This window comes from Vreelandella arctica (genome assembly GCF_037070215.1).
GTDB lineage: Bacteria > Pseudomonadota > Gammaproteobacteria > Pseudomonadales > Halomonadaceae > Vreelandella > Vreelandella arctica.
This window is the reverse complement of sequence record NZ_JBANSN010000010.1, coordinates 114,055-132,149: the sequence shown is the minus strand read 5'-3', so window position 1 is coordinate 132,149 and position 18,095 is coordinate 114,055. Positions and strand designations below refer to the sequence as shown.

At 53.9% G+C, this 18,095-nt stretch carries 19 protein-coding genes; 10 read left to right on the top strand and 9 right to left on the bottom strand.

All coding sequences use genetic code 11. The annotated features are described in order from the left end of the window. Nucleotides 1-81 precede the first annotated feature (81 nt). Complete coding sequence (locus V8L70_RS11555; protein WP_035538925.1) at nt 82-255, top strand: YqaE/Pmp3 family membrane protein; 174 nt, start codon at nt 82-84, stop codon at nt 253-255. Between the two features lie 73 nt (nt 256-328). On the opposite strand, the gene V8L70_RS11550 is transcribed toward V8L70_RS11555, so the two are convergent. After that, the gene (locus V8L70_RS11550) at nt 329-805 is read right to left on the bottom strand and encodes a nucleoside deaminase (protein ID WP_101147998.1); all 477 of its coding nucleotides are present in this window, start codon (nt 803-805) and stop codon (nt 329-331) included. Between the two features lie 49 nt (nt 806-854). Then, nucleotides 855-2,117 carry a dicarboxylate/amino acid:cation symporter gene (locus V8L70_RS11545; RefSeq protein ID WP_101147997.1) on the bottom strand — a complete coding sequence of 421 codons (1,263 nt, stop codon included), beginning with the start codon at nt 2,115-2,117 and terminating at the stop codon, nt 855-857. A gap of 183 nt (nt 2,118-2,300) precedes the next feature. Here V8L70_RS11545 and V8L70_RS11540 point away from each other — a divergent pair, with 183 nt between their 5' ends. The 5 genes from V8L70_RS11540 (at nt 2,301) to V8L70_RS11520 (ending at nt 5,037) form a co-directional block, all read left to right on the top strand. After that, on the top strand, nt 2,301-3,071 hold the full coding sequence (locus V8L70_RS11540; protein WP_101147996.1) for an SDR family oxidoreductase: 771 nt from the start codon (nt 2,301-2,303) through the stop codon (nt 3,069-3,071). A gap of 61 nt (nt 3,072-3,132) precedes the next feature. Continuing rightward, on the top strand, nt 3,133-3,489 hold the full coding sequence (locus V8L70_RS11535) for an Atu4866 domain-containing protein (protein ID WP_198556154.1): 357 nt from the start codon (nt 3,133-3,135) through the stop codon (nt 3,487-3,489). A 316-nt stretch (nt 3,490-3,805) separates the two neighbouring features. Next, nucleotides 3,806-4,294 carry a DUF6438 domain-containing protein gene (locus tag V8L70_RS11530; protein WP_101147995.1) on the top strand — a complete coding sequence of 163 codons (489 nt, stop codon included), beginning with the start codon at nt 3,806-3,808 and terminating at the stop codon, nt 4,292-4,294. A gap of 65 nt (nt 4,295-4,359) precedes the next feature. After that, nucleotides 4,360-4,575 carry a TIGR02450 family Trp-rich protein gene (locus tag V8L70_RS11525; protein ID WP_008957781.1) on the top strand — a complete coding sequence of 72 codons (216 nt, stop codon included), beginning with the start codon at nt 4,360-4,362 and terminating at the stop codon, nt 4,573-4,575. A gap of 255 nt (nt 4,576-4,830) precedes the next feature. Further along, on the top strand, nt 4,831-5,037 hold the full coding sequence (locus V8L70_RS11520) for a cold-shock protein (protein WP_007111402.1): 207 nt from the start codon (nt 4,831-4,833) through the stop codon (nt 5,035-5,037). Nucleotides 5,038-5,223: 186 nt separating this feature from the next. Here the strand turns inward: V8L70_RS11520 and V8L70_RS11515 are convergent, their stop codons facing one another. Next, the gene (locus V8L70_RS11515; RefSeq protein WP_101148044.1) at nt 5,224-6,093 is read right to left on the bottom strand and encodes a putative RNA methyltransferase; all 870 of its coding nucleotides are present in this window, start codon (nt 6,091-6,093) and stop codon (nt 5,224-5,226) included. Between the two features lie 75 nt (nt 6,094-6,168). Further along, nucleotides 6,169-7,062, bottom strand: coding sequence for a DMT family transporter (locus tag V8L70_RS11510; protein ID WP_101147994.1), 894 nt, complete (start codon nt 7,060-7,062; stop codon nt 6,169-6,171). Between the two features lie 97 nt (nt 7,063-7,159). On the opposite strand from V8L70_RS11510, the gene V8L70_RS11505 reads away from it, so the two are divergent. Then, nucleotides 7,160-8,095 carry a LysR substrate-binding domain-containing protein gene (locus V8L70_RS11505; protein WP_101147993.1) on the top strand — a complete coding sequence of 312 codons (936 nt, stop codon included), beginning with the start codon at nt 7,160-7,162 and terminating at the stop codon, nt 8,093-8,095. A 105-nt stretch (nt 8,096-8,200) separates the two neighbouring features. Next, a complete protein-coding gene (locus V8L70_RS11500) occupies nt 8,201-11,359 on the top strand; it encodes an acyl-[ACP]--phospholipid O-acyltransferase (protein ID WP_101147992.1) in 3,159 nt (1,052 codons plus the stop codon). Nucleotides 11,360-11,492: 133 nt separating this feature from the next. Here V8L70_RS11500 and V8L70_RS11495 read toward each other — a convergent pair whose 3' ends face one another. From V8L70_RS11495 to V8L70_RS11475, 5 genes are all read right to left on the bottom strand, one after another. Beyond that, nucleotides 11,493-12,248, bottom strand: coding sequence for an alpha/beta hydrolase family protein (locus V8L70_RS11495; RefSeq protein WP_008957786.1), 756 nt, complete (start codon nt 12,246-12,248; stop codon nt 11,493-11,495). A 79-nt stretch (nt 12,249-12,327) separates the two neighbouring features. Next, entirely contained in the window at nt 12,328-14,055 is a 1,728-nt protein-coding gene (locus tag V8L70_RS11490; protein WP_101147991.1) for a mechanosensitive ion channel family protein, read from the bottom strand. A gap of 204 nt (nt 14,056-14,259) precedes the next feature. Next, nucleotides 14,260-14,793 carry a GDYXXLXY domain-containing protein gene (locus tag V8L70_RS11485; protein ID WP_008957788.1) on the bottom strand — a complete coding sequence of 178 codons (534 nt, stop codon included), beginning with the start codon at nt 14,791-14,793 and terminating at the stop codon, nt 14,260-14,262. Further along, entirely contained in the window at nt 14,777-15,877 is a 1,101-nt protein-coding gene (locus V8L70_RS11480; RefSeq protein WP_101147990.1) for a DUF4401 domain-containing protein, read from the bottom strand. Before V8L70_RS11480 ends, V8L70_RS11485 begins: the two co-directional genes overlap by 17 nt. After that, complete coding sequence (locus V8L70_RS11475) at nt 15,874-16,845, bottom strand: DUF2157 domain-containing protein (protein ID WP_101147989.1); 972 nt, start codon at nt 16,843-16,845, stop codon at nt 15,874-15,876. Before V8L70_RS11475 ends, V8L70_RS11480 begins: the two co-directional genes overlap by 4 nt. Before the next feature lie 213 nt (nt 16,846-17,058). On the opposite strand from V8L70_RS11475, the gene V8L70_RS11470 reads away from it, so the two are divergent. Together V8L70_RS11470 and V8L70_RS11465 are read left to right on the top strand one after the other, a co-directional pair. Next, nucleotides 17,059-17,334, top strand: coding sequence for a hypothetical protein (locus tag V8L70_RS11470; protein ID WP_008957791.1), 276 nt, complete (start codon nt 17,059-17,061; stop codon nt 17,332-17,334). Nucleotides 17,335-17,379: 45 nt separating this feature from the next. Continuing rightward, a complete protein-coding gene (locus V8L70_RS11465; RefSeq protein WP_101147988.1) occupies nt 17,380-18,081 on the top strand; it encodes a response regulator transcription factor in 702 nt (233 codons plus the stop codon). Nucleotides 18,082-18,095: the final 14 nt, after the last annotated feature.

Genomic DNA, 18,095 nt, shown 5'->3' with positions numbered 1-18,095 from the left:
CTTATTCACCAAGGCCTGGATAAAACTTCCGACAGTGCCTACACTTGTACAAGTTACACCCCTGAAAGCAAAGGAGGCTTCATGGCGTTTACAGCGACTGATCCGATTAAGATGATTTTTGCCGTTATACTTCCCCCACTCGGCGTATTTTTTGAGGTCGGTTTTAAAGGGCATTTCTGGCTGAACATTATCCTAACGCTATTTGGCTTCATTCCGGGCATCATCCATGCGTTTTATGTGATTTTGAAGCACTAGCATTTGAAGTTGTTTGCTGATTGAGTATGACGCCGCCTAAGCTAACGCTTAGGCGGCTTTTTTGTGACATTAACTAAGGGTGTCCATGTCGACGCTGATGCAGTGCATGCACGCTTTCATCAAGCTCAGGAATAGGGCCTTCTACTTTCAGCCCAGGTACCACCTGTTGAATAGGCAAAGTGGCAACAGGTGGCGGCCCAACCCCTAAATCCGCAAGCCAACTACTTAGCTGCTCCGATGAGCTCGCATAAACAATACGCCCCAACCCCACCCAGCCATGGGCAGCAGCACACATGGGGCAATGTTCGCCTGAAGTATAGACAGTCGCCGCTGCTCGCGCTTCTGGCGTCATATGCTGTGCTGCCCAGCGTGCCAGAGCAAACTCAGGGTGTTGGGTGGAATCACCACCGGCAATGCGGTTACGGTCTTCTGCCAACACGTCACCGTCAGCACTTACAAGCACACTCCCAAAGGGCTCATCGCCTGCCTCAAGGGCCTCTTCAGCCAGTTCAATGGCACGTCTCAGATAGGTGAGTTCTCGATCATTCATCGTGAGTCCTCCTTTAAATCAACGGCGCTGACTTACTATCCCTTACTTACTACACCTTTGCCGTGGCGGACGTATCTTCCAGAGCTGTCTCTTTCAGCTCTTCGCCTTCGCTTCGGGCGATAACGGAGGTACCCACTAAATCGCCTGTCACGTTAAGCGCCGTAGCCCCCATACCTACCAATGCATCAATGGCAGTGAGCAGCGCAACCGTCTCTATTGGCAGCCCCACTTGGGCAAACACGGTCGCGATCATAATGATCCCAGCGCCTGGCACGCCGGCGGTACCCACCGACACCAACGTGCCAATCAGCACTATCTGCACCATGCTAATGAAATCCAGCGGCGCGCCAATCACGTTGGCAGCAAAGACCGCCGAAATCGCGATACGAATCGCCGCGCCATCCATATTTAACGTAGCGCCTAATGGCAGACTGAAGCCATAGATACTTTTGGAAATCCCTAACCGGTGGGCCGCATTAATGGTGAGTGGTAATGTTCCCGAGCTACTTTGGGTCGCAAACGCCGTCGCCATCGGCGTGCGGGCCTCACGAAAGAAAGTACGTAACTTCACACCAAATAGCCGCATGATGCCGCAATAAATCAGCAAATGAGCGGCGAGTGCGATATACAGCACCACCACCATATCGCCCAGCGATAGCAGCGTTTCCAACCCCTGCTGACTTACCGTTTCGGCGACAATCGCAAACACGCCGATAGGCACGTAGTGCAAGACGCCAGACATCACTTTTAAGGTGACCTCATTGAGCGCTTCAATCACCTCATACAGACGTTCGCCCATCGCCTGCTGACGTTCAGACTGCCGCATTTTTAACAAGGCGATGCCAAACACCAGCGCTGTAAAAATAATACCCAGCATATTGAGCTCGGCAAACGCACCGATAATATTACTGGGCACGATATTAAGCAGGGCATCCATAACGCCAGGGTTATCCGGCACCGAGAAGCTGGCTTCCTCCTCCAGCCTCATTCCGCTACCCGGATTGAACAGGGAAGCGATAGTTAAACCCACGGTGATCGCTAATGCCGATGACGCTAAATAGTAACCAAATACCTTGCCGCCAATACGTCCTGCACTGCCCTCTCGTGACTGGTTCACACCCACCATCAGCGTAAACAGCACAATCGGAACAATCAGAAAAGTAAGCAGCCGAAGCAGCAAATCGCCTAACGGTGCTAACCAAACCGCTACCGGTTCACCGCCCACCAGCCCGACCACAACGCCCAGCACCAGTGCGATGGTGACGCGTAAAATCAGCGATGCCTGACAATAGGCCTTCCATATACGTGTCATTTAAATCCCTACGGGTCGATTGAAAACTTAGGTTGCTATCATGGTAGTTTGGCACAGCCCTCTCAGCCTGCCTTTATCTGCACGCCATAGGATTAGGCAAGCATGCAGTAGGATCGCCTCTATTGGCTTTTGCTGCCGCTCGTTAATCTGCTCCCGGTAGTAAATAAACGAGAGGATCATTACATGACGACGGCAACTAACCCTTCAATCACTAGCCAATCATCAACGACTCATCCTTCAAAAGTTGTCTTATTGACCGGTGCTAGCAGCGGTATCGGTGAAGCCACCGCTCGCTGGCTAGCGGGTCAAGGCCACCGCCTCGTGGTCGGCGCACGCCGGGGCGATCGCTTGAAAGCTCTGTCCGAGTCCATTCGCGCCGAGGGTGGCATAGTCGACTATCGGGCGCTGGATGTAACCAGCCTGGAAGATATGCAGGCCTTCGCAGATTACGCTCTTACGTTGCATGGCCGCATCGATGTCATCGTCAATAACGCTGGAATTATGCCGCTCTCGCCGTTGGCATCGCTCAAAGTCGATGAGTGGAACCAAATGATCGACGTCAATATTCGTGGCGTCCTCAATGGCATCGCCGCCACTCTGCCTACCCTGCAAGCACAGGAGAGCGGCCAGGTCATCAACGTTTCTTCTATAGGCGGATTCACGGTCGTCCCAACGGCGGCGGTCTACTGCGCCACTAAATACGCGGTTCGCGCTATTTCCGATGGGTTACGCCAAGAAACCGATAAAATCCGCGTTACCTGTGTTTACCCCGGCGTCGTTGAATCCGAACTGGCGAATACCATTACGGATCCCGAGGCGGCTGAAGCCATGGTGACTTATCGACAGATTGCACTTAAACCCGACGCCATTGCCTCAGCGATCGCCCATGCGATTAATCAACCGGACGATGTCGATACCAGCGACATCGTCGTGCGCCCCACCGCTAGCCTATAACACCGCATACGTCACACCCGAGCGACTTACCGGGTGCGATGCCTAGAAAGAGTGATTTCACATGCAAGACACCAAGCTTCCCATTTACTGGAAACGCGCCCTGATCGTCGCTGGCATTATCACTATTATGCCAGAACTGACAACGGCGCAAACATCCCATGACACAGGAGAAACCGACATGGCAGACCATCCCTATGTTGGTATGTGGGTAACCGAAGATGGCCGAATTCGACATGAGCTTTTACCCAACAATCGTTACGACGAGGCACGGGGCGAACGCGAAAGCGCTTACCAGGGCCGCTACCGGGTAACGGATAACTACATCGAATACTGGGATGACACCGGCTTCACCGCTGATGGAGAATTCATCAATGACGTGCTCTATCACGGCGGCATGGTGCTATATCGCCAAGAGTAATCTGTCAAAGCCGCCCGGCTTTCATCGATGATGAAGGCCCGGTGGCTTTTTATCCCGGCGGTTTTTATGTAGCTCAGACGCATCAAACATGCACAGCCTTGTGCATGTTTGTTAATTTAGCGATTACTTTATGGAAACGGATGGCGTTAACATACACTGCAAAGCCAAATGCTCTAGGCTTTGTACGAAAACTGCCTGCGCTCGCCGACTTTTCGTACAAACCCTAATTCAAGCATTGAGTATTGCTGGCACTAATGAAGCCCTTTGCAACTAACGTATCAAGTCAGATTATCTTTACAAGAAAAGGAGTTTTCGCATGCGTTTTTCTCTCGCCTGTTTAACGGTATCCACATTGGCGCTAATGACAGCGGGCTGCGCTCAACATTCCGCCACGACCAGCGAAAACAGCCTGGCTGAAATCCGTTATGAAGTAGGCCCTTGCTACGGCACCTGCCCTGTCTATCGCGTTGCAGTTGAGGCGGATGGTACGACCCGCTACACAGGTGAACGCCACACGGCCGTGGAAGGTGAGCGCACTCAGGCAGGCAACGCGACTGTTTTTCGTTCGCTGCAAGAGCGACTAGCTGCAATGCAACCCGACATGGGAACAACGCAGCAAACCCTTGATTGCGAACCCCGTGCCACCGACCTGCCTAACTATACAGTGACCTGGGTTAACCAGGATGGCGCCCAAGCGGTGCTTGAACACGATACTGGCTGTCACTCTGAAAACGGTCGCGAACGCACCGAGACCCTAAGAAGCCTAAATGCAGAGCTTGGCATTGAAAACTGGGTACAACAGTAAGTGCAATAGTCAGTGCATAATCACTGATGGCAGCTAACACGAGATATCTTTGCCAAGGAACGTCAATGCATACGATCAATCCGAGCAAGCTACATCACAGCAAATGGACGGCTGCCCAGCCAAGCAATAAAGAGAAGCACTTTATAGTTACCCAGCTGCTGCGAGATGAAGAAGAGAACGTAGTAGAGGTCGTGATTGAGGCGGTGTACTCTCATCGCGAGCTCATTGTGCCTTGGCAAAGCTTAAAAGATGACAGCGTGTGGAAAGTGGGCTGGCAATAGAGGCTGTTTAGTGAGCGCAAAGGTAAGATAATCAGCAAAGGGTTTGACACGAGCTACATTTCATGACACTGTAGCGCCAGTTGGTTAGCAAGCAAGCATGGTTTCAGAAGTGTACGAAAAAGATTTAGAAATGTACGAGATAGACGTGTACAAAATCTTTCGGCAAGACTGTAATTGTATTCCTTGTTTTATCCGCTATTAATCTGGGTGATACCAGGAACTTTACAAAGCGCATTGCGCGAAAGGATTTTTACTATGTCTACTGGCACAGTTAAGTGGTTTAACGATACTAAAGGCTTCGGTTTTATTGCTCCTTCTGACGGCGGCGATGACCTGTTTGCCCATTTCTCTGAAATTCAAGCAGACGGCTTCAAAACCCTGCAAGAAGGCGCTAACGTTTCTTTTGACGTTACCCAGGGTAAGAAAGGCCTTCAGGCTTCAAACATCAAGCAAATTTCCTAAGCCTAAGTCTCTCAAGAGATAGCGCTTTAGAATTTGCTCGAACCTTCCGAGGTTCGAACGACAAGGCCCGCTTATGCGGGCCTTGTTGCGTTTGGGCACTGTTAACGTGACAAATACGCCAATGTGACAAGTACGCTAATGTGAGAAGTACGACAGAGCATCAACAGCCTCTGCTTTAAGTAACGGCTAAACTCGAAGCCACTGTACTACTCGCACATCCACCGTAGTGACTAATGTCTCCAGCGCCGCTGCCCGCGCACGCCCTTCCGCACTGGCCCGATAAAGATGCGGTGTCATCGCCAATAAATCGGCGATCTCCTCAGCTCCCTTTAGCGTTAGCGTGTAACGCACGTTGTCGCTGCTTTGGTAGACAAAACCTTCCGGCACTCCCCCCTCATTTGAACGCTCAGGCTTTAATGCGGGATAGATAATTTCCCGTAGCTCTCGCAGATGATCTGGCCCCGCCTCAACTTGGAGCAGCACTCCACCGGCTTTTAACACCCTGGAAAATTCGCTATATACAGGAAAGCCAAACATACACAGAACGCTATTTAGTGTTCCCGCCTCTACGGGTAAGTGTGCGTTGCTACCCACCACCCAACGACTTGTCGGCGTCTGCTTATTATCCTGCTTCGCCGCGGCGAGCACTGCCCATTTCGAGATATCTAACCCCATCAGCGCCAGTGATGCCTGGGCTGGTGCGGCGCGGGCCAGTTGACGCAGGTAATAGCCCTCCCCACAGCCTGCGTCCAGACAACTTAGCGGCGAGCTGCTTGACGTAGGCGGCACATCAACATGGCGCAGTACGGCGTTACTGACTGCATCTGCAATGGGCTGGTAGAGGCCCGCGTTTAAAAAACGCTGCCGGGCTGCCACCATGTTTTTACTATCGCCGGGGTCATGGGAGCGCTTCTGCTGCACAGGCAGAAGGTTAACGTACCCCTGCTTGGCAATATCAAAGCTGTGCCCAGCCGCACAACGCCATACATTGTCCGAAAGCCGAAGCGGTTCACCATCCAGCGGGCATTCCAGTGCATGAAAAGGGGCGGTACTCATAAGACGCTCAGCTTCATAAGGGAAGTTCATTGCCAATCAAAAAAGGAGAGAAGACAGCCGTGATCAACGCACGAATCAGCGCGTCACCAGGATAATGCCAACTAGAATAACACCACCCCCCAATAGAAAATTGATACTGAGCGGCTCGTTGAGCAATAGGGTACCAAAAAGGACGCCAAAAAGCGGGCCTAGAAAAGAGAACACGCCCAACTGCGACGCACGATAACGGCGCAGCAACGTGAACCACAGCATCAGAGCCGCAAACGAGATAATCAGTGCCTGAAAGCCAAGGCTAGCGACAGCTATGGAAGTAAACTTCGCGCTCAACAATTGCCCCGAAAGAGCCGCGAACGGCAGTAATAACAGCGCCGTTATGCTTAATTGATAACTAAGGGTGAGCTCTGCTGGTGCTTCAGAAAGCGATGTCCTGCGGATGACGATAGTAGTGGCAGCCCACGAGAGTCCTGCGAGCAAGCCTAGCGCGTCACCAATGATAATATCGATGCCGTAAGTGCCGCTTGGTGCCATCGCTATTACCATGCCTACAAAAGCCAAGCCAACGCCCCACCATTGGCGGGTCGAGAGCTGCTCGCCAGGAACCCAAAGATGCAATCCAAGCGCTGCAAAGATGGGCGCTGTATAGAGAAAGACCGACATATGCGAGGCCAGTGTGTACGTTAACCCCCAGGCGACAAAAGCAAACTCGGCGGCAAACCCAAGGCCGACCAGCACACCGGGGGCCCAATGGCGCCTGATCTCCTTCCAGTGAATGCCCCGCCAGTAGGCGAGCAACCCCACCAAGCAACCTGCGATAGCGGAGCGCAGTGCGATCTGCACGATGGGTGAGATATCCTCAGCCACCCCTTTAATCGCCACCTGCTGAAAACCCAATATCAAACAAAACAGCAGCATTAGCGAAGCCGCCGTGGTGTCCACGGGCTTTCGCTCAGCTATCCTTTGATGATTCATTGCGCACTCCGGTAAGATCAAGACGCCTATTGCATCAGGAAGCGCTACTGCCTACAAACGATTACTTGATATACCTAGGCCTAGGAAAACTCATGCTATGAAAATTGAAAGGCTGCCGCTTAATGCATTACGCGCATTTACTGAGGCCGCGCGAGAAAATAGCTTCAAAGCTGCCGCTTATCGCTTAGGGGTTACGCCTGGCGCGGTTAGTCGACAAGTTAAACAGTTGGAAGCTCACTTAGGGGTAGTGCTATTTGAAAGATACGCCAATGGCGTTTATGTCACTGACGCCGGCCGGATGCTGGCTGAAGATGTCCAGGCTGGCCTTTTGCGTATCGCCAGCGGCGTCCAGAACGTCACCGAGCACTCAGAAGAGATCTTTCGATTGCTTCTTAGCGCACCGCCCTCATTCCTACAACTCTGGCTACTCCCCCGCTTACCTCACTTTGAAGTGAATGAACGGGAAATAGAAATCTCGCTAGATGCCGAGGCGCGCTTAACGCCACCGCTATGGTTGTCCAACAGGGCGCGCTTATCACTGCGCTACGGCCAGGGCCCTTGGCCCGGTGTCACCAGCCTGCGGCTGTTTGAAGACACGCTGTTTCCAGTTTGCTCGCCCTCCCTATTAGCGCAGGCAAGCATACAGACCCCCAACGATTTGCTGGCACAGACGCTGCTCACCGTGGAGTGGTGCAGTCACGCAGGCCATCCCATTCCAAGCTGGAGCGATTGGTTTAAAAGCGCCGGAGTAGCCATAAAGAAGACGCCCAATCAACGCCATTATTCGCTTTATAGTCTGGCGCTCGATCAGGCCATTGCCGGGCAAGGTGTAGTACTCGCCAGCTACCCGCTGGTGGCTGACCGGCTGGCGAGCGGTGTTCTGGCACGCCCTTTTGCGGAGCAGTATCCACTCGCTTCTCCGTTCGCCTATGACCTGCTTCTACCTGATGAGGGTGAAATGCCAGCGGCGGTGGCACGCTTTGTCGAGTGGCTAGCGCAAGAAGCCGCTCACTTTCGTGACGATCCGCTGTAGCCAGACGGCTTACTAAGCGGGTAGCAACTCACGCAAGCCGATACGCGTATTGGCGGTATACTGCTGGCACCGCACGACTTTCAAGCAATGACAAGGCGACACCTCATGCATCGACTGCTGCGCGTAACAGGCGCCTGGCCCTACCTGATCGCTATCTTTCTCAATGCCTTTGTGGATCTGGGTCACAAAATCGTGATCCAGAACACGATTTTCAAAAGTTACGATGGCGAAACTCAGGTAGTACTCACCGCGCTGGTGAATGGGCTGATTCTACTGCCGTTCATCTTGCTGTTCAGTCCGGCTGGCCACGTAGCCGATAGCTACCCCAAAGTGCGTATTCTACGGGTCTCTGCCTGGACCGCAGTAGCGGTATCGCTGGGCATTACCGCTGCTTACTATCAGGGTTGGTTTTGGTTGGCGTTTGCCATGACGCTACTTCTCGCCATCCAGTCGGCGTTCTACTCTCCGGCCAAATATGGCTTGGTAAAAGGCTTGTTCGGCAAACCTCGCCTAGCGGAAGCCAACGGACTCATTCAGGCCATCACCATTGCTGCCATCCTGGCAGGAACAGTGGTTTTTACGGCGCTATTTGAAACCTGGGTCTCGTCTGATAAGCAAACGCCAGCGCAGCTGTTACGCCAAATAGCCCCGCTGGGTTGGCTATTAGTGCTCAATAGCGCTATCCAAGTCATCACGCTGTATCGCCTGCCATTGGATGAAACCACCCGCTCCGATACGCCGCTAACCTGGCAACGCTACCTCAAGGGTACGGCGCTTAAAGATAACCTGGGGATTATCGCCCGCCAGCCAGTCCTCAGGCTCTCCATTATCGGCCTTGCCACCTTTTGGTCAGTGGGCCAAGTGCTACTCGCGGCCTTCCCCGCCTACGCCAAGGAAGCCCTCAACGTCGATAACACACTGGTGCTACAAGGCATTCTAGCCGCCAGCGGTATCGGCATTGCGCTGGGCTCACTGTTGGCCAGCAAGTTATCTCACAACCGTATTGAAACCGGCCTAATCCCCGTGGGCGCTATTGGCGTGGCCGTTGGCTTATGGTGCCTGCCGCTGTTAACCACGCCCGCTAGCCAGGCAGTGAATTTTGTTTTTATTGGCATCATGGGCGGTCTGTTTATCGTCCCCCTCAATGCACTGATTCAGTTTCACGCTGCCGACAAGGAGTTAGGCACCGTACTGGCCGCCAACAACTGGATCCAGAACATCGCCATGCTGGGCTTTTTGGTACTCACCGCGCTGTTCGCGCTGGCGGGTGTGGATAGCCACTATCTGCTGTTACTGATCGCTAGCGTGGCGATGTTGGGCGGCGGTTATACGATCTTCAAACTGCCCCAAAGTCTGGTACGCTTTTTGTTGAGCTTCCTGCTGACCCGCCGCTATCGCGTCGATGTGCATGGCTTGCAGAACCTGCCCGCCCAGGGTGGCGTACTGCTACTGGGCAATCATATCAGTTGGGTGGACTGGGCCATGGTGCAGATCGCCAGCCCTCGCCCAGTGCGCTTTGTGATGCTGAAATCGGTTTACCAGCGCTGGTACCTCCGCTGGTTCTTCAAAGCCCTAGGCTGTATTCCCATCGAGCGCGGCAGCGGTGCCGAACAGGCGCTCGCCGATGTGGCCTCACAGCTCAATGCGGGAGAAGTGGTGTGTCTGTTTCCTGAAGGGGCCATCAGCCGCACTGGTCAACTGGGCGAATTCCGTCGTGGTTACGAGCGCGCCTGTGACATGGCAAATCCAGACGTCAAAATCGTACCGTTCTACCTGCGTGGCCTATGGGGCAGCCAGTTCTCCCGCTCCTCCAGCAAATTAAAAGAGATGCGTAACGCACCACTGCACCGTTCGGTGATCGTCGCGTTTGGCAAGCCGCTACCCAAAGATACCTCTGCCGATGTGCTTAAACGGCGTATTTTTGAACAGGCAACGCGCTCCTGGCAGCGAGCCATGGACGAACTGCCGACGCTACCCAACGCCTGGATTCAGACCGTCAAACGTCGGCCTAGCGACCTTGCCTTGACGGATACCCTGGGCAGCCCGCTTAATGCCAGCCAGGCGTTAAGCGCCAGTCTGTTACTGGCGAAACGTCTTCGCAAACTCAATCCCGGCCAAAACGTCGGCCTGCTGCTTCCTACCAGCAGCACCGGCGTCATTGCCAACATGGCCACACTGCTGGCCGGCAAAACGGTGGTGAACCTCAACTACACCGCCCCCCAGGAAGTGCTCGCGTCTGCGCTTTCCCAGGCGGAAATTGCAGTCGTCTTCACCTCACAACGGTTTGTGAAGAAACTGGAAAAGAGCGGGCTAAACATCAGCCAATTACTAACCGGAAAGCAGGTGATCTATCTGGAGCACCTGCAAAGCGACATTGGCACCACCGAGCGCTTGGGTACCTGGCTAGCCGTTCGCTTATTACCGACATGGCTGATACAGCATGGTTTCTGCCATAGTCACGATGCTGATGCCACCGCTGCCATCGTGTTCACAAGTGGCAGCGACGGCTCTCCCAAGGGCGTAATGTTGAGCCATCGCAATCTGATGGCCAATATCAAACAGACCTCTGATGTGCTCAATACCCAGAGCGACGATGTAGTTATGGGGTCGCTGCCACTGTTTCACGTCTTTGGCTTCACGGTGACCCAGTTGCTGCCGTTAATCGAAGGGTTGCCGCTGATCTGCCATGCCAACCCCGCCGATGCTCCCGGCATTGCTGGCGCCGTTGCCAAGCACAAAGCCACCCTCTTGTTCAGCATGTCCAGCTTCCTATCGATGTTTGTCAGCAATTCAGCCGTGCATCCGATGATGCTGGAAAGCCTACGGGTGGTAGTTGCCGGAGCCGAAAAGCTCGACGAGGATGCGCGCGCCCGTTTTGAGCTGAAGTTTCACAAGCCCGTTTATGAAGGCTACGGCGCTACCGAAGTTGCCCCCGTGGCCTCCGTGAATCTACCCGACGCTCTGGGCGTTAATTACCAGCAGGTACAGCGCGGCAGCAAACCAGGTACCGTGGGTATGCCGCTGCCCGGCACCAGTTTTAAAATCGTCAAGCCAGAAAGCTTTGAGGAACTTCCTACCGGGGAAGCAGGCATGGTGTTAATTAGCGGCCCCCAGATAATGCAAGGCTACCTCAACGAACCACAGCGCACCGCCCAGGCTATCCACGAAATGGATGGCCAACGCTGGTATATCACAGGGGACAAAGGGTTCATTGACGAAGACGGTTTTTTAACACTTGTAGAGCGTTATGACAGCACTCAGTGATTTATCTTCGATAGTCACTGTACCCTGTCAATGAGTAGGATCTTTGCTTAAAGCCCAAAGGCAGCCATCATCACAGTTACGCCTCTTAACTACAGAGATGGGCTTTTTGAATGGGAAAATAATGAACGGTGACTTACAGGTGTTTTGAAAAGAAACCCAGGAGCAACTCGTGATGCTTATTCTGCCCTGAGCTACTCGGTATATGATCTTCACCTTCGTAGTAGTGCACTTCTGGGGAACGGCCATGCTCGTGCAGGCGTTCTTCCAGGCGCTTGGTCATCTCCACCGACCACATTCGGTCTTTGGTGCCATGGGAAAGCAGCAGCGGCCCAGGGTAGCGTTCGATTTCGATCGGCGTGGTCGGCAGTAAGTCTTCGTGACTATTACGCCATGTCCAGGCGCGTTTACTGACATCCCAGGCTTGCCAGCCTGGATCCCCTCCATCGCGAAAATTACGTGCATCAAAGGCCCCGCACACAACATCTGGTGGGCTGTGGGCGGCGATAGCATCAGGTGCGCCTTCGATCTTATCTCTTGCCATTAGGGAGGCGAGCAATAACGCATGCTCGGCGCCGCGTGAGATGCCATACAGCCCTACCCGCTTATCAACGAACTGGAGTTCTCGTAGGGCTTTAAATGCCTCCACGCTGCGATCCAGTGGGTAATCGATAATATGCCCCGCGTTCCATGCATTACCGCCGCTTGAGTAACCATAAGGGAACGCCAAGAAGCCATGGGCTGCGAATAGCATCGCGTCACGATGGCTCCACCCCGCCCATGCGCCTTCAGAACCATGCAGCAACATGAGGGCTGGAAAAGGGCCATCGCCCGGTGGGCCATAAGTAACGCCCCAGCCGGGTATCAAACGCTGCACGATATCTAAAGGCATCTAAAAACAATCCCTGACTTCTTAGGCGGTCTATTTATCATCTGCGCGAAAGCCTCATCTGCCGCTGCACAAACACCCTTTATTCAGATGGTTTTACCTCAACACTATCCACTTCCCCCGAGCTTTTTCCTTGCGCCCCACGAGCAATATCGTTGTGACTAATCACCACAATTTCACGTGGCCACCACTCTGGATGGTTATCACGGATATACGCCAATAGCCTCTCTCGCACGTTCATCTCTGCCGTCCAGCCCGCTAGCGGGTCTGACGTCATAAGGTAACAGGTGACAGTTTGTGCCGTTCCTGTTTGAGCGGTCACGTAACACAGCAATTTATGGTGTTCGATAACACTATTTTCCTCTTTGGCTACTTCGAGGAATTTATCTCTTAACAACCCTATATCGGCACTGAGGTGGAGTGTCAGCTCTAGCGTCCGATACATCTTGGTGCTCTTCACCGACAAATTATCGAAAGGCTTAGACGTAAAATAGGTGACGGGCACAATCAAACGCCGCTCGTCCCATGACCTTAAGCGAATAAAGGTGTAAAAAATGCCTTCTACATAACACCACTGGCCTTCAAAAATCACCAGATCGCCAATACGAATAGGCTTGGCAAACGACAGCTGAAACGACGACAGGATATTACCCAGCACCGTTTGACCCGCGACACCCACCAGTACCGCTAACACACTGGCAGAGGCCAGAATAGAAAGGCCGAGGGATTCAAAGAGCTGAATCTGTCCCAGTATATAAATCGATACACCGGTCACGGTGATCAGAATAATAATACGGCGCAGCGCGTAGAGAGAGGTTAGCAGCCTGCGCTCGTCTCGAGGTTTCGTGTCATCAATTTCGCCCACTAATCGCCGCGTTAAACGCAGCATAATCGTATCTACCAAGCGCAACGCAATCGTGCCAGCTCCCCAGGCAAGAATACTGATTAACAGAACTCGAAAGGTCGTCGTGGCGACCGCCGAAAATGACACGACATAATCCAGCAGTACCTGGGTGACCAATGACATCACAATCAGCGCTGCGGGCATGCCAATCTGGCTGGCAAAAATGCTCGACACGCCCGAAGGCAGCCATTTCGACATCACCCCTATCAGATGATGAACGCCCCACCCCACCATGCCGACGAACAGCAAAAAGAGCGGAATGGCGATCCATTCCCAAATCCGCAAAAGGCCAAACGACGCCTGGAAGCGCTCTGGGATGTAGCCTTCCAGCATTGACGGACCGTACTGCTCATACAGCACCGGAATATATGACACGCTAATGGGCATGATCAGCCAGACGGGCTCTTGATCACCGACCCGATACCTACCTAGACGAATATCGTAAGTTTCTCCACTGGCCTGCATAGAGGAGACTTCGATATTGCGGCGCGCCTCACCGACACGCGGGTTTTGGCCCGAAGAGTCTTCAATAACAGCGTCTTCCCGCCCCGGCAGATCAGAAACAGTCAGCCATTCACCACGTTGGAAAATCTCGGCCAATTGCCGGGCCAGTTCACGCCCCTGCTCTGGCTGCTCTGCTTCCGAGAATTCGGCAAGATTGAGTATATGGGCAGCGGCTTCATACTCCTCTTGATCCGTCAGCTCCAGGAAACTCCTGATTGACTCACGGGGCGTCACCCGATTCGCTTCTTCGGGCGGCTCGCCGAGCCCCGAGTTCAAGGCGTCGACGGTAAACCATCGACTGCTCTCGCTCTCTCCTCCTTGAGTTTGCGCTGCGCATAGGCTGGAAAAAGTTAGTGCTACCACCAACAAACACCATGCGAACCACGAGCTTTTTACTTTCATAAATACCTTAGTGAAGTAGGTGGGCCACGTTGCCGACCGCCGACAGGCTAATGACTAGCCAGCCCAACCTGCATCACAGGGCCATCCTTGTCAGCGGGAGGACGAATTACAGCCTACCTTTCTGCATGGTGCAAGGCGTAGCATGGTCACCCGGCTACTAGAGCAAGCCATTAAGAACAAGCAAAAAGCCTTGCTGGCTAGTCATTACTTAGCTATTTCACCCAGTCGATCCAGCTCATCATCATGCAAAGCAACCAGCAATGGCTCGCCCTTGGTATTCACACGAAACTGGCCGTAATGAGCAGTCTCATAGTGTTCAGCATCGCCTTCCTGAAAAAAGAATGCATCGGTGGCCAAGCGCACCTGACCATTGCGCAGCCGATACTGTAGTTGCCGTTCGTCGTTACCCAGCGTGCCCTCGCCGTCTGCCAATCGCTGAAAATGGCCAATGCGCTGTTCGTCCAAGCGCACGATAGCGTAGCCATCATGCGCTTTTGGAGTGTCGCTGCCATGGTGGCTTTGCAGCGCGCGCTGAATATCGTTGCTAAGTGCAAAGTTGAGGGCCATGTAGTCGCCCTGCATTAACGAGCGCGGGTCGACTGGCGCCAGCTCCAGATAAACGACTTCGCCTTCTGCTAAGTGGCGCTCTTTCTGCCAGATTGACCCGTTCACCACTGTCAGGATCAGCAATGTAGTCGCAATGACAAGAGCCCGGTACCACTTAACGCTCAGCATCATGGTCTAAGCTCCCATCGTCTGGCGTGGCAACCGGTGTGCTTAACCACTGGCGTAACGCCCAGCGCAATAACAGTAGCAGTCCTCCTATTACCAATAGCGTGAGTGACTTCAGCAACAGCGTGGACTCCAGCCAGTAGTAATAACTGCCAATCCCCAACAGTAGCGACAGCACACCAGCGCCCACCAGCACACGATGACCAATGGCAAAGCCTAATGACATCACCACCACGCCCTGCCCGACACTCGGCACATAAAATGACACGATGAGCAGTGCGGCCGCGCAAGGGTAGGCCGCCCAGCGCCCCCTGGATGAAGAAAAGCGCTGAAACACGCTAAGAAAAACCAGCAGCAACGCCAGCGCTAACAATGCAACACTTAACCACGGCGTTAACCCCGCCCAAGCGCTATCCGTCATGTCATTTAGAAGCGGTAACGCTTGCCCGCTATGAGCCAGCCATTGAATGACCAACAGGCCCAACGGCAAGCCGTACCCCCACGCTTGCACATCCTTAAAACGCCCAGGCCACCGAAACTCATTCAGCCAAAGCAGCGTGATCGCAAGCAGCACAAGTCCGCTCGCCACCGCTGCCATAGCACTCGTTGCCAACGCCATATAGAGAGCCAAGCTGGCGGCAAAGGCAGAAAAACCGCGGTGCACTTGGCTTGGCATTATCAGTGCCAATACACACTGTAAACCAAAGAGAGACCACCCCAGCAGCGCCCAAAGCGAGTCAGGAGAGGCTTCCCACCACGCCACCAATGCCCAGGCGACCAGCAGTTGCCCAGCCAAGCTAATAGCCAGCGCCAGGTGTTCCAGCACATCGCTGCGAGCCCGGCGAAACAGCCCATAAGCCGCACCGATCATCGCTAGACCCAAGCCCATAGACGCCGCTGGGCTCTCCACCACAAACACAACGCCCATGGCGATAAAACCGAGCAGAAACAGCGCCGCCAACCAGCCTGAAAAGGCCTGTAATGCCCGTACGAACCAAGGCGTTTGCAGTTGCGCTGGGGAAGTGGGCTCGTTTAACAGAATACCCGCTTGGCTGAGCCTAACGCTTAAATCATTAACGTTGTTCGTCACTGGGAAAGCTCCCGATGTAGCCGCTTCAGCCATACTACGGCCCCGGCGCCCATCGCCAGTACCGCAATGGTGATCAACAGTAGGCTTCCCTCCTGCCAATCACCTTCCCAGAGCAACAGCCTCGCAAGTAACAGCGTGGTCACCGTTATCAATGAGACACAGCCGCCCGCAATCATAAACAGCTCAGGCCGCCAATAGCGGTAAATGCTATACAGCGCCGCCAACCAGAGCGGATAAATCACCAGCACTGGCGACCACACGAGGCCGACATCAGCGATCAACGTCACCGCTAACAGCGTCATGGGCACCCCACTGCCCACCGCGAGCAAGCGTGGTGCCCACTGCCGTGGCCAGCCCCGGTAACAAGCACCCCACTCCCAGATGATTAATACCAGGGTGTTAACCCCAAACAGCCCCCAAAGTGCGGCATCGCTACTGGCCAAAACGCCAAACGGCCCGCCCCAGGTGCGGAAATAGAGTCCGATAGCCAAATTCAATAACCCTAGCCAAAGCACCCACAGCAGCTCAAAACGTGCCACCCATACCCAGGGCAGCGTCAGCACTGCCCAGGTAAAAAATAGCTGCCACGGGTCGGCACCGGTCTGGTACACCTGCCCGAACAGCGCCAACAGCACGCCCACCAATAAAGTGGCCGATGTTAGCGCCACACGCTGAACCATCGGGCTGGCCTTGGGCCAAATGGCGACAACTACCGCCAGCACCAACGCTGCCTGTACCACGCCAAAGCGCAGCCAACGGCCCATCTCGGCCCAGTTATAAGCTACGAAAAACAGCACCGCGAAGGCCAACGCCAGCCCGCCTAGCCACAGTAGCAATCGATCAACAAACACGGCCCAGGCGCGATTTGATGGGTACAGCCCAGAGGCTTGCACCGCGCGCGTCAGCTCTTCAGGCGGTATTACGCCCTGCTCTATCAGTGATATCAGTTCACGGCGGGTAGATGCCATGGGGACTCCTTGGTGAAACTAACTTGTTGCAACCAGCTTTTTGAAATAAAGGAGTTGGTGTGGTTATCGCACTATCATTCGGCCGCCCGTGACACTTTTGTGAGATTTGCGCGATACACTCTTTAACACTGCGTGATTCTACTGTGATGGTGAGTATCGAAAATGATTTTAAGCCTGCCAGCATGGCAGACTTAAAACCCTGGGGAACTCACGATGAACAAGTTCACTACCTTCGCTGCCATCTGTCTACTCAGCCTGATAGCAACGACCAGCCATGCCGATGAGAAAATGTCTGACGAGGGCATGATGGAAGACAACATGCATGAGTCGATGGAAAATAGCGACATGAATTCGGACGATATGGCCGACTCAATGGGTGACGCCATGAGCGATTCCATGGGCGATTCCATAGACAGTGATATGCAAGATGACAGCATGTCCGAGGGCGATATGGAAATGGAAGAGGACATGGAAAGCGAAGGCATGTAAGCCTCGGCCACACACTTATCTAGGGCATTTAAATGCCAGGCGCCTATGACACGAAACGTACTGATTATCGAGGATAACCCGGGTATTGGGGAGCTCCTCCGTATACACGTCGCCGAACTCGGCATGAACCCCGTTCTTTATGAGCGGGGTGATACCGGGCTTGCACGTTTTCGTGAAGGGGGAATCGACCTGGTGGTTCTTGATCTGATGTTACCTGGCATCGATGGGCTGTCAGTTTGCCGCGAAATCCGCGCTGGCCCAGGCTACGTTCCGGTACTGATGCTCACGGCTAAAAGTACTGAATTGGATCGTGTACTGGGCCTGGAAATCGGGGCAGATGATTACCTCACCAAGCCCTTTAGCGTGGCCGAACTCTCTGCCAGGGTGAAGGCCTTATTCCGACGCGTGGATGCCATGGCATCCACGCCCGTCGCGGAAACCTGCAGTGAAGCGTTAATCACCGATGGACTACGTATTGATCCCGTTCGGCGGCGAGTGTTTATACACGAGCAAGCCGTCGAACTCACCGCGCGGGAGTTTGATCTGCTCTGGCACTTTGCCAACCATCCCGGGCGGGTATTTAGTCGTGTTCAACTACTCGACGCTGTGTGGGGCTACAGCCACGAAGGCTACGAGCACACCGTCAATACCCACATCAACCGGCTGCGCGGTAAGATCGAAACGGACTCCGCTCACCCGACATTTATCCAGACGGTTTGGGGGGTGGGCTATCGCTTCCGCGAATAAAACATGCTGAAAAA

Coding starts and splice junctions, on each gene's coding strand:
- V8L70_RS11555 (WP_035538925.1), top strand. CDS start 82: ATGGCGTTTACAGCGACTGATCCGATTAAGATGATTTTTGCCGTTATA.
- V8L70_RS11550 (WP_101147998.1), bottom strand. CDS start 805: ATGAATGATCGAGAACTCACCTATCTGAGACGTGCCATTGAACTGGCT.
- V8L70_RS11545 (WP_101147997.1), bottom strand. CDS start 2,117: ATGACACGTATATGGAAGGCCTATTGTCAGGCATCGCTGATTTTACGC.
- V8L70_RS11540 (WP_101147996.1), top strand. CDS start 2,301: ATGACGACGGCAACTAACCCTTCAATCACTAGCCAATCATCAACGACT.
- V8L70_RS11535 (WP_198556154.1), top strand. CDS start 3,133: ATGCAAGACACCAAGCTTCCCATTTACTGGAAACGCGCCCTGATCGTC.
- V8L70_RS11530 (WP_101147995.1), top strand. CDS start 3,806: ATGCGTTTTTCTCTCGCCTGTTTAACGGTATCCACATTGGCGCTAATG.
- V8L70_RS11525 (WP_008957781.1), top strand. CDS start 4,360: ATGCATACGATCAATCCGAGCAAGCTACATCACAGCAAATGGACGGCT.
- V8L70_RS11520 (WP_007111402.1), top strand. CDS start 4,831: ATGTCTACTGGCACAGTTAAGTGGTTTAACGATACTAAAGGCTTCGGT.
- V8L70_RS11515 (WP_101148044.1), bottom strand. CDS start 6,093: ATGAGTACCGCCCCTTTTCATGCACTGGAATGCCCGCTGGATGGTGAA.
- V8L70_RS11510 (WP_101147994.1), bottom strand. CDS start 7,062: ATGAATCATCAAAGGATAGCTGAGCGAAAGCCCGTGGACACCACGGCG.
- V8L70_RS11505 (WP_101147993.1), top strand. CDS start 7,160: ATGAAAATTGAAAGGCTGCCGCTTAATGCATTACGCGCATTTACTGAG.
- V8L70_RS11500 (WP_101147992.1), top strand. CDS start 8,201: ATGCATCGACTGCTGCGCGTAACAGGCGCCTGGCCCTACCTGATCGCT.
- V8L70_RS11495 (WP_008957786.1), bottom strand. CDS start 12,248: ATGCCTTTAGATATCGTGCAGCGTTTGATACCCGGCTGGGGCGTTACT.
- V8L70_RS11490 (WP_101147991.1), bottom strand. CDS start 14,055: ATGAAAGTAAAAAGCTCGTGGTTCGCATGGTGTTTGTTGGTGGTAGCA.
- V8L70_RS11485 (WP_008957788.1), bottom strand. CDS start 14,793: ATGATGCTGAGCGTTAAGTGGTACCGGGCTCTTGTCATTGCGACTACA.
- V8L70_RS11475 (WP_101147989.1), bottom strand. CDS start 16,845: ATGGCATCTACCCGCCGTGAACTGATATCACTGATAGAGCAGGGCGTA.
- V8L70_RS11470 (WP_008957791.1), top strand. CDS start 17,059: ATGAACAAGTTCACTACCTTCGCTGCCATCTGTCTACTCAGCCTGATA.
- V8L70_RS11465 (WP_101147988.1), top strand. CDS start 17,380: ATGACACGAAACGTACTGATTATCGAGGATAACCCGGGTATTGGGGAG.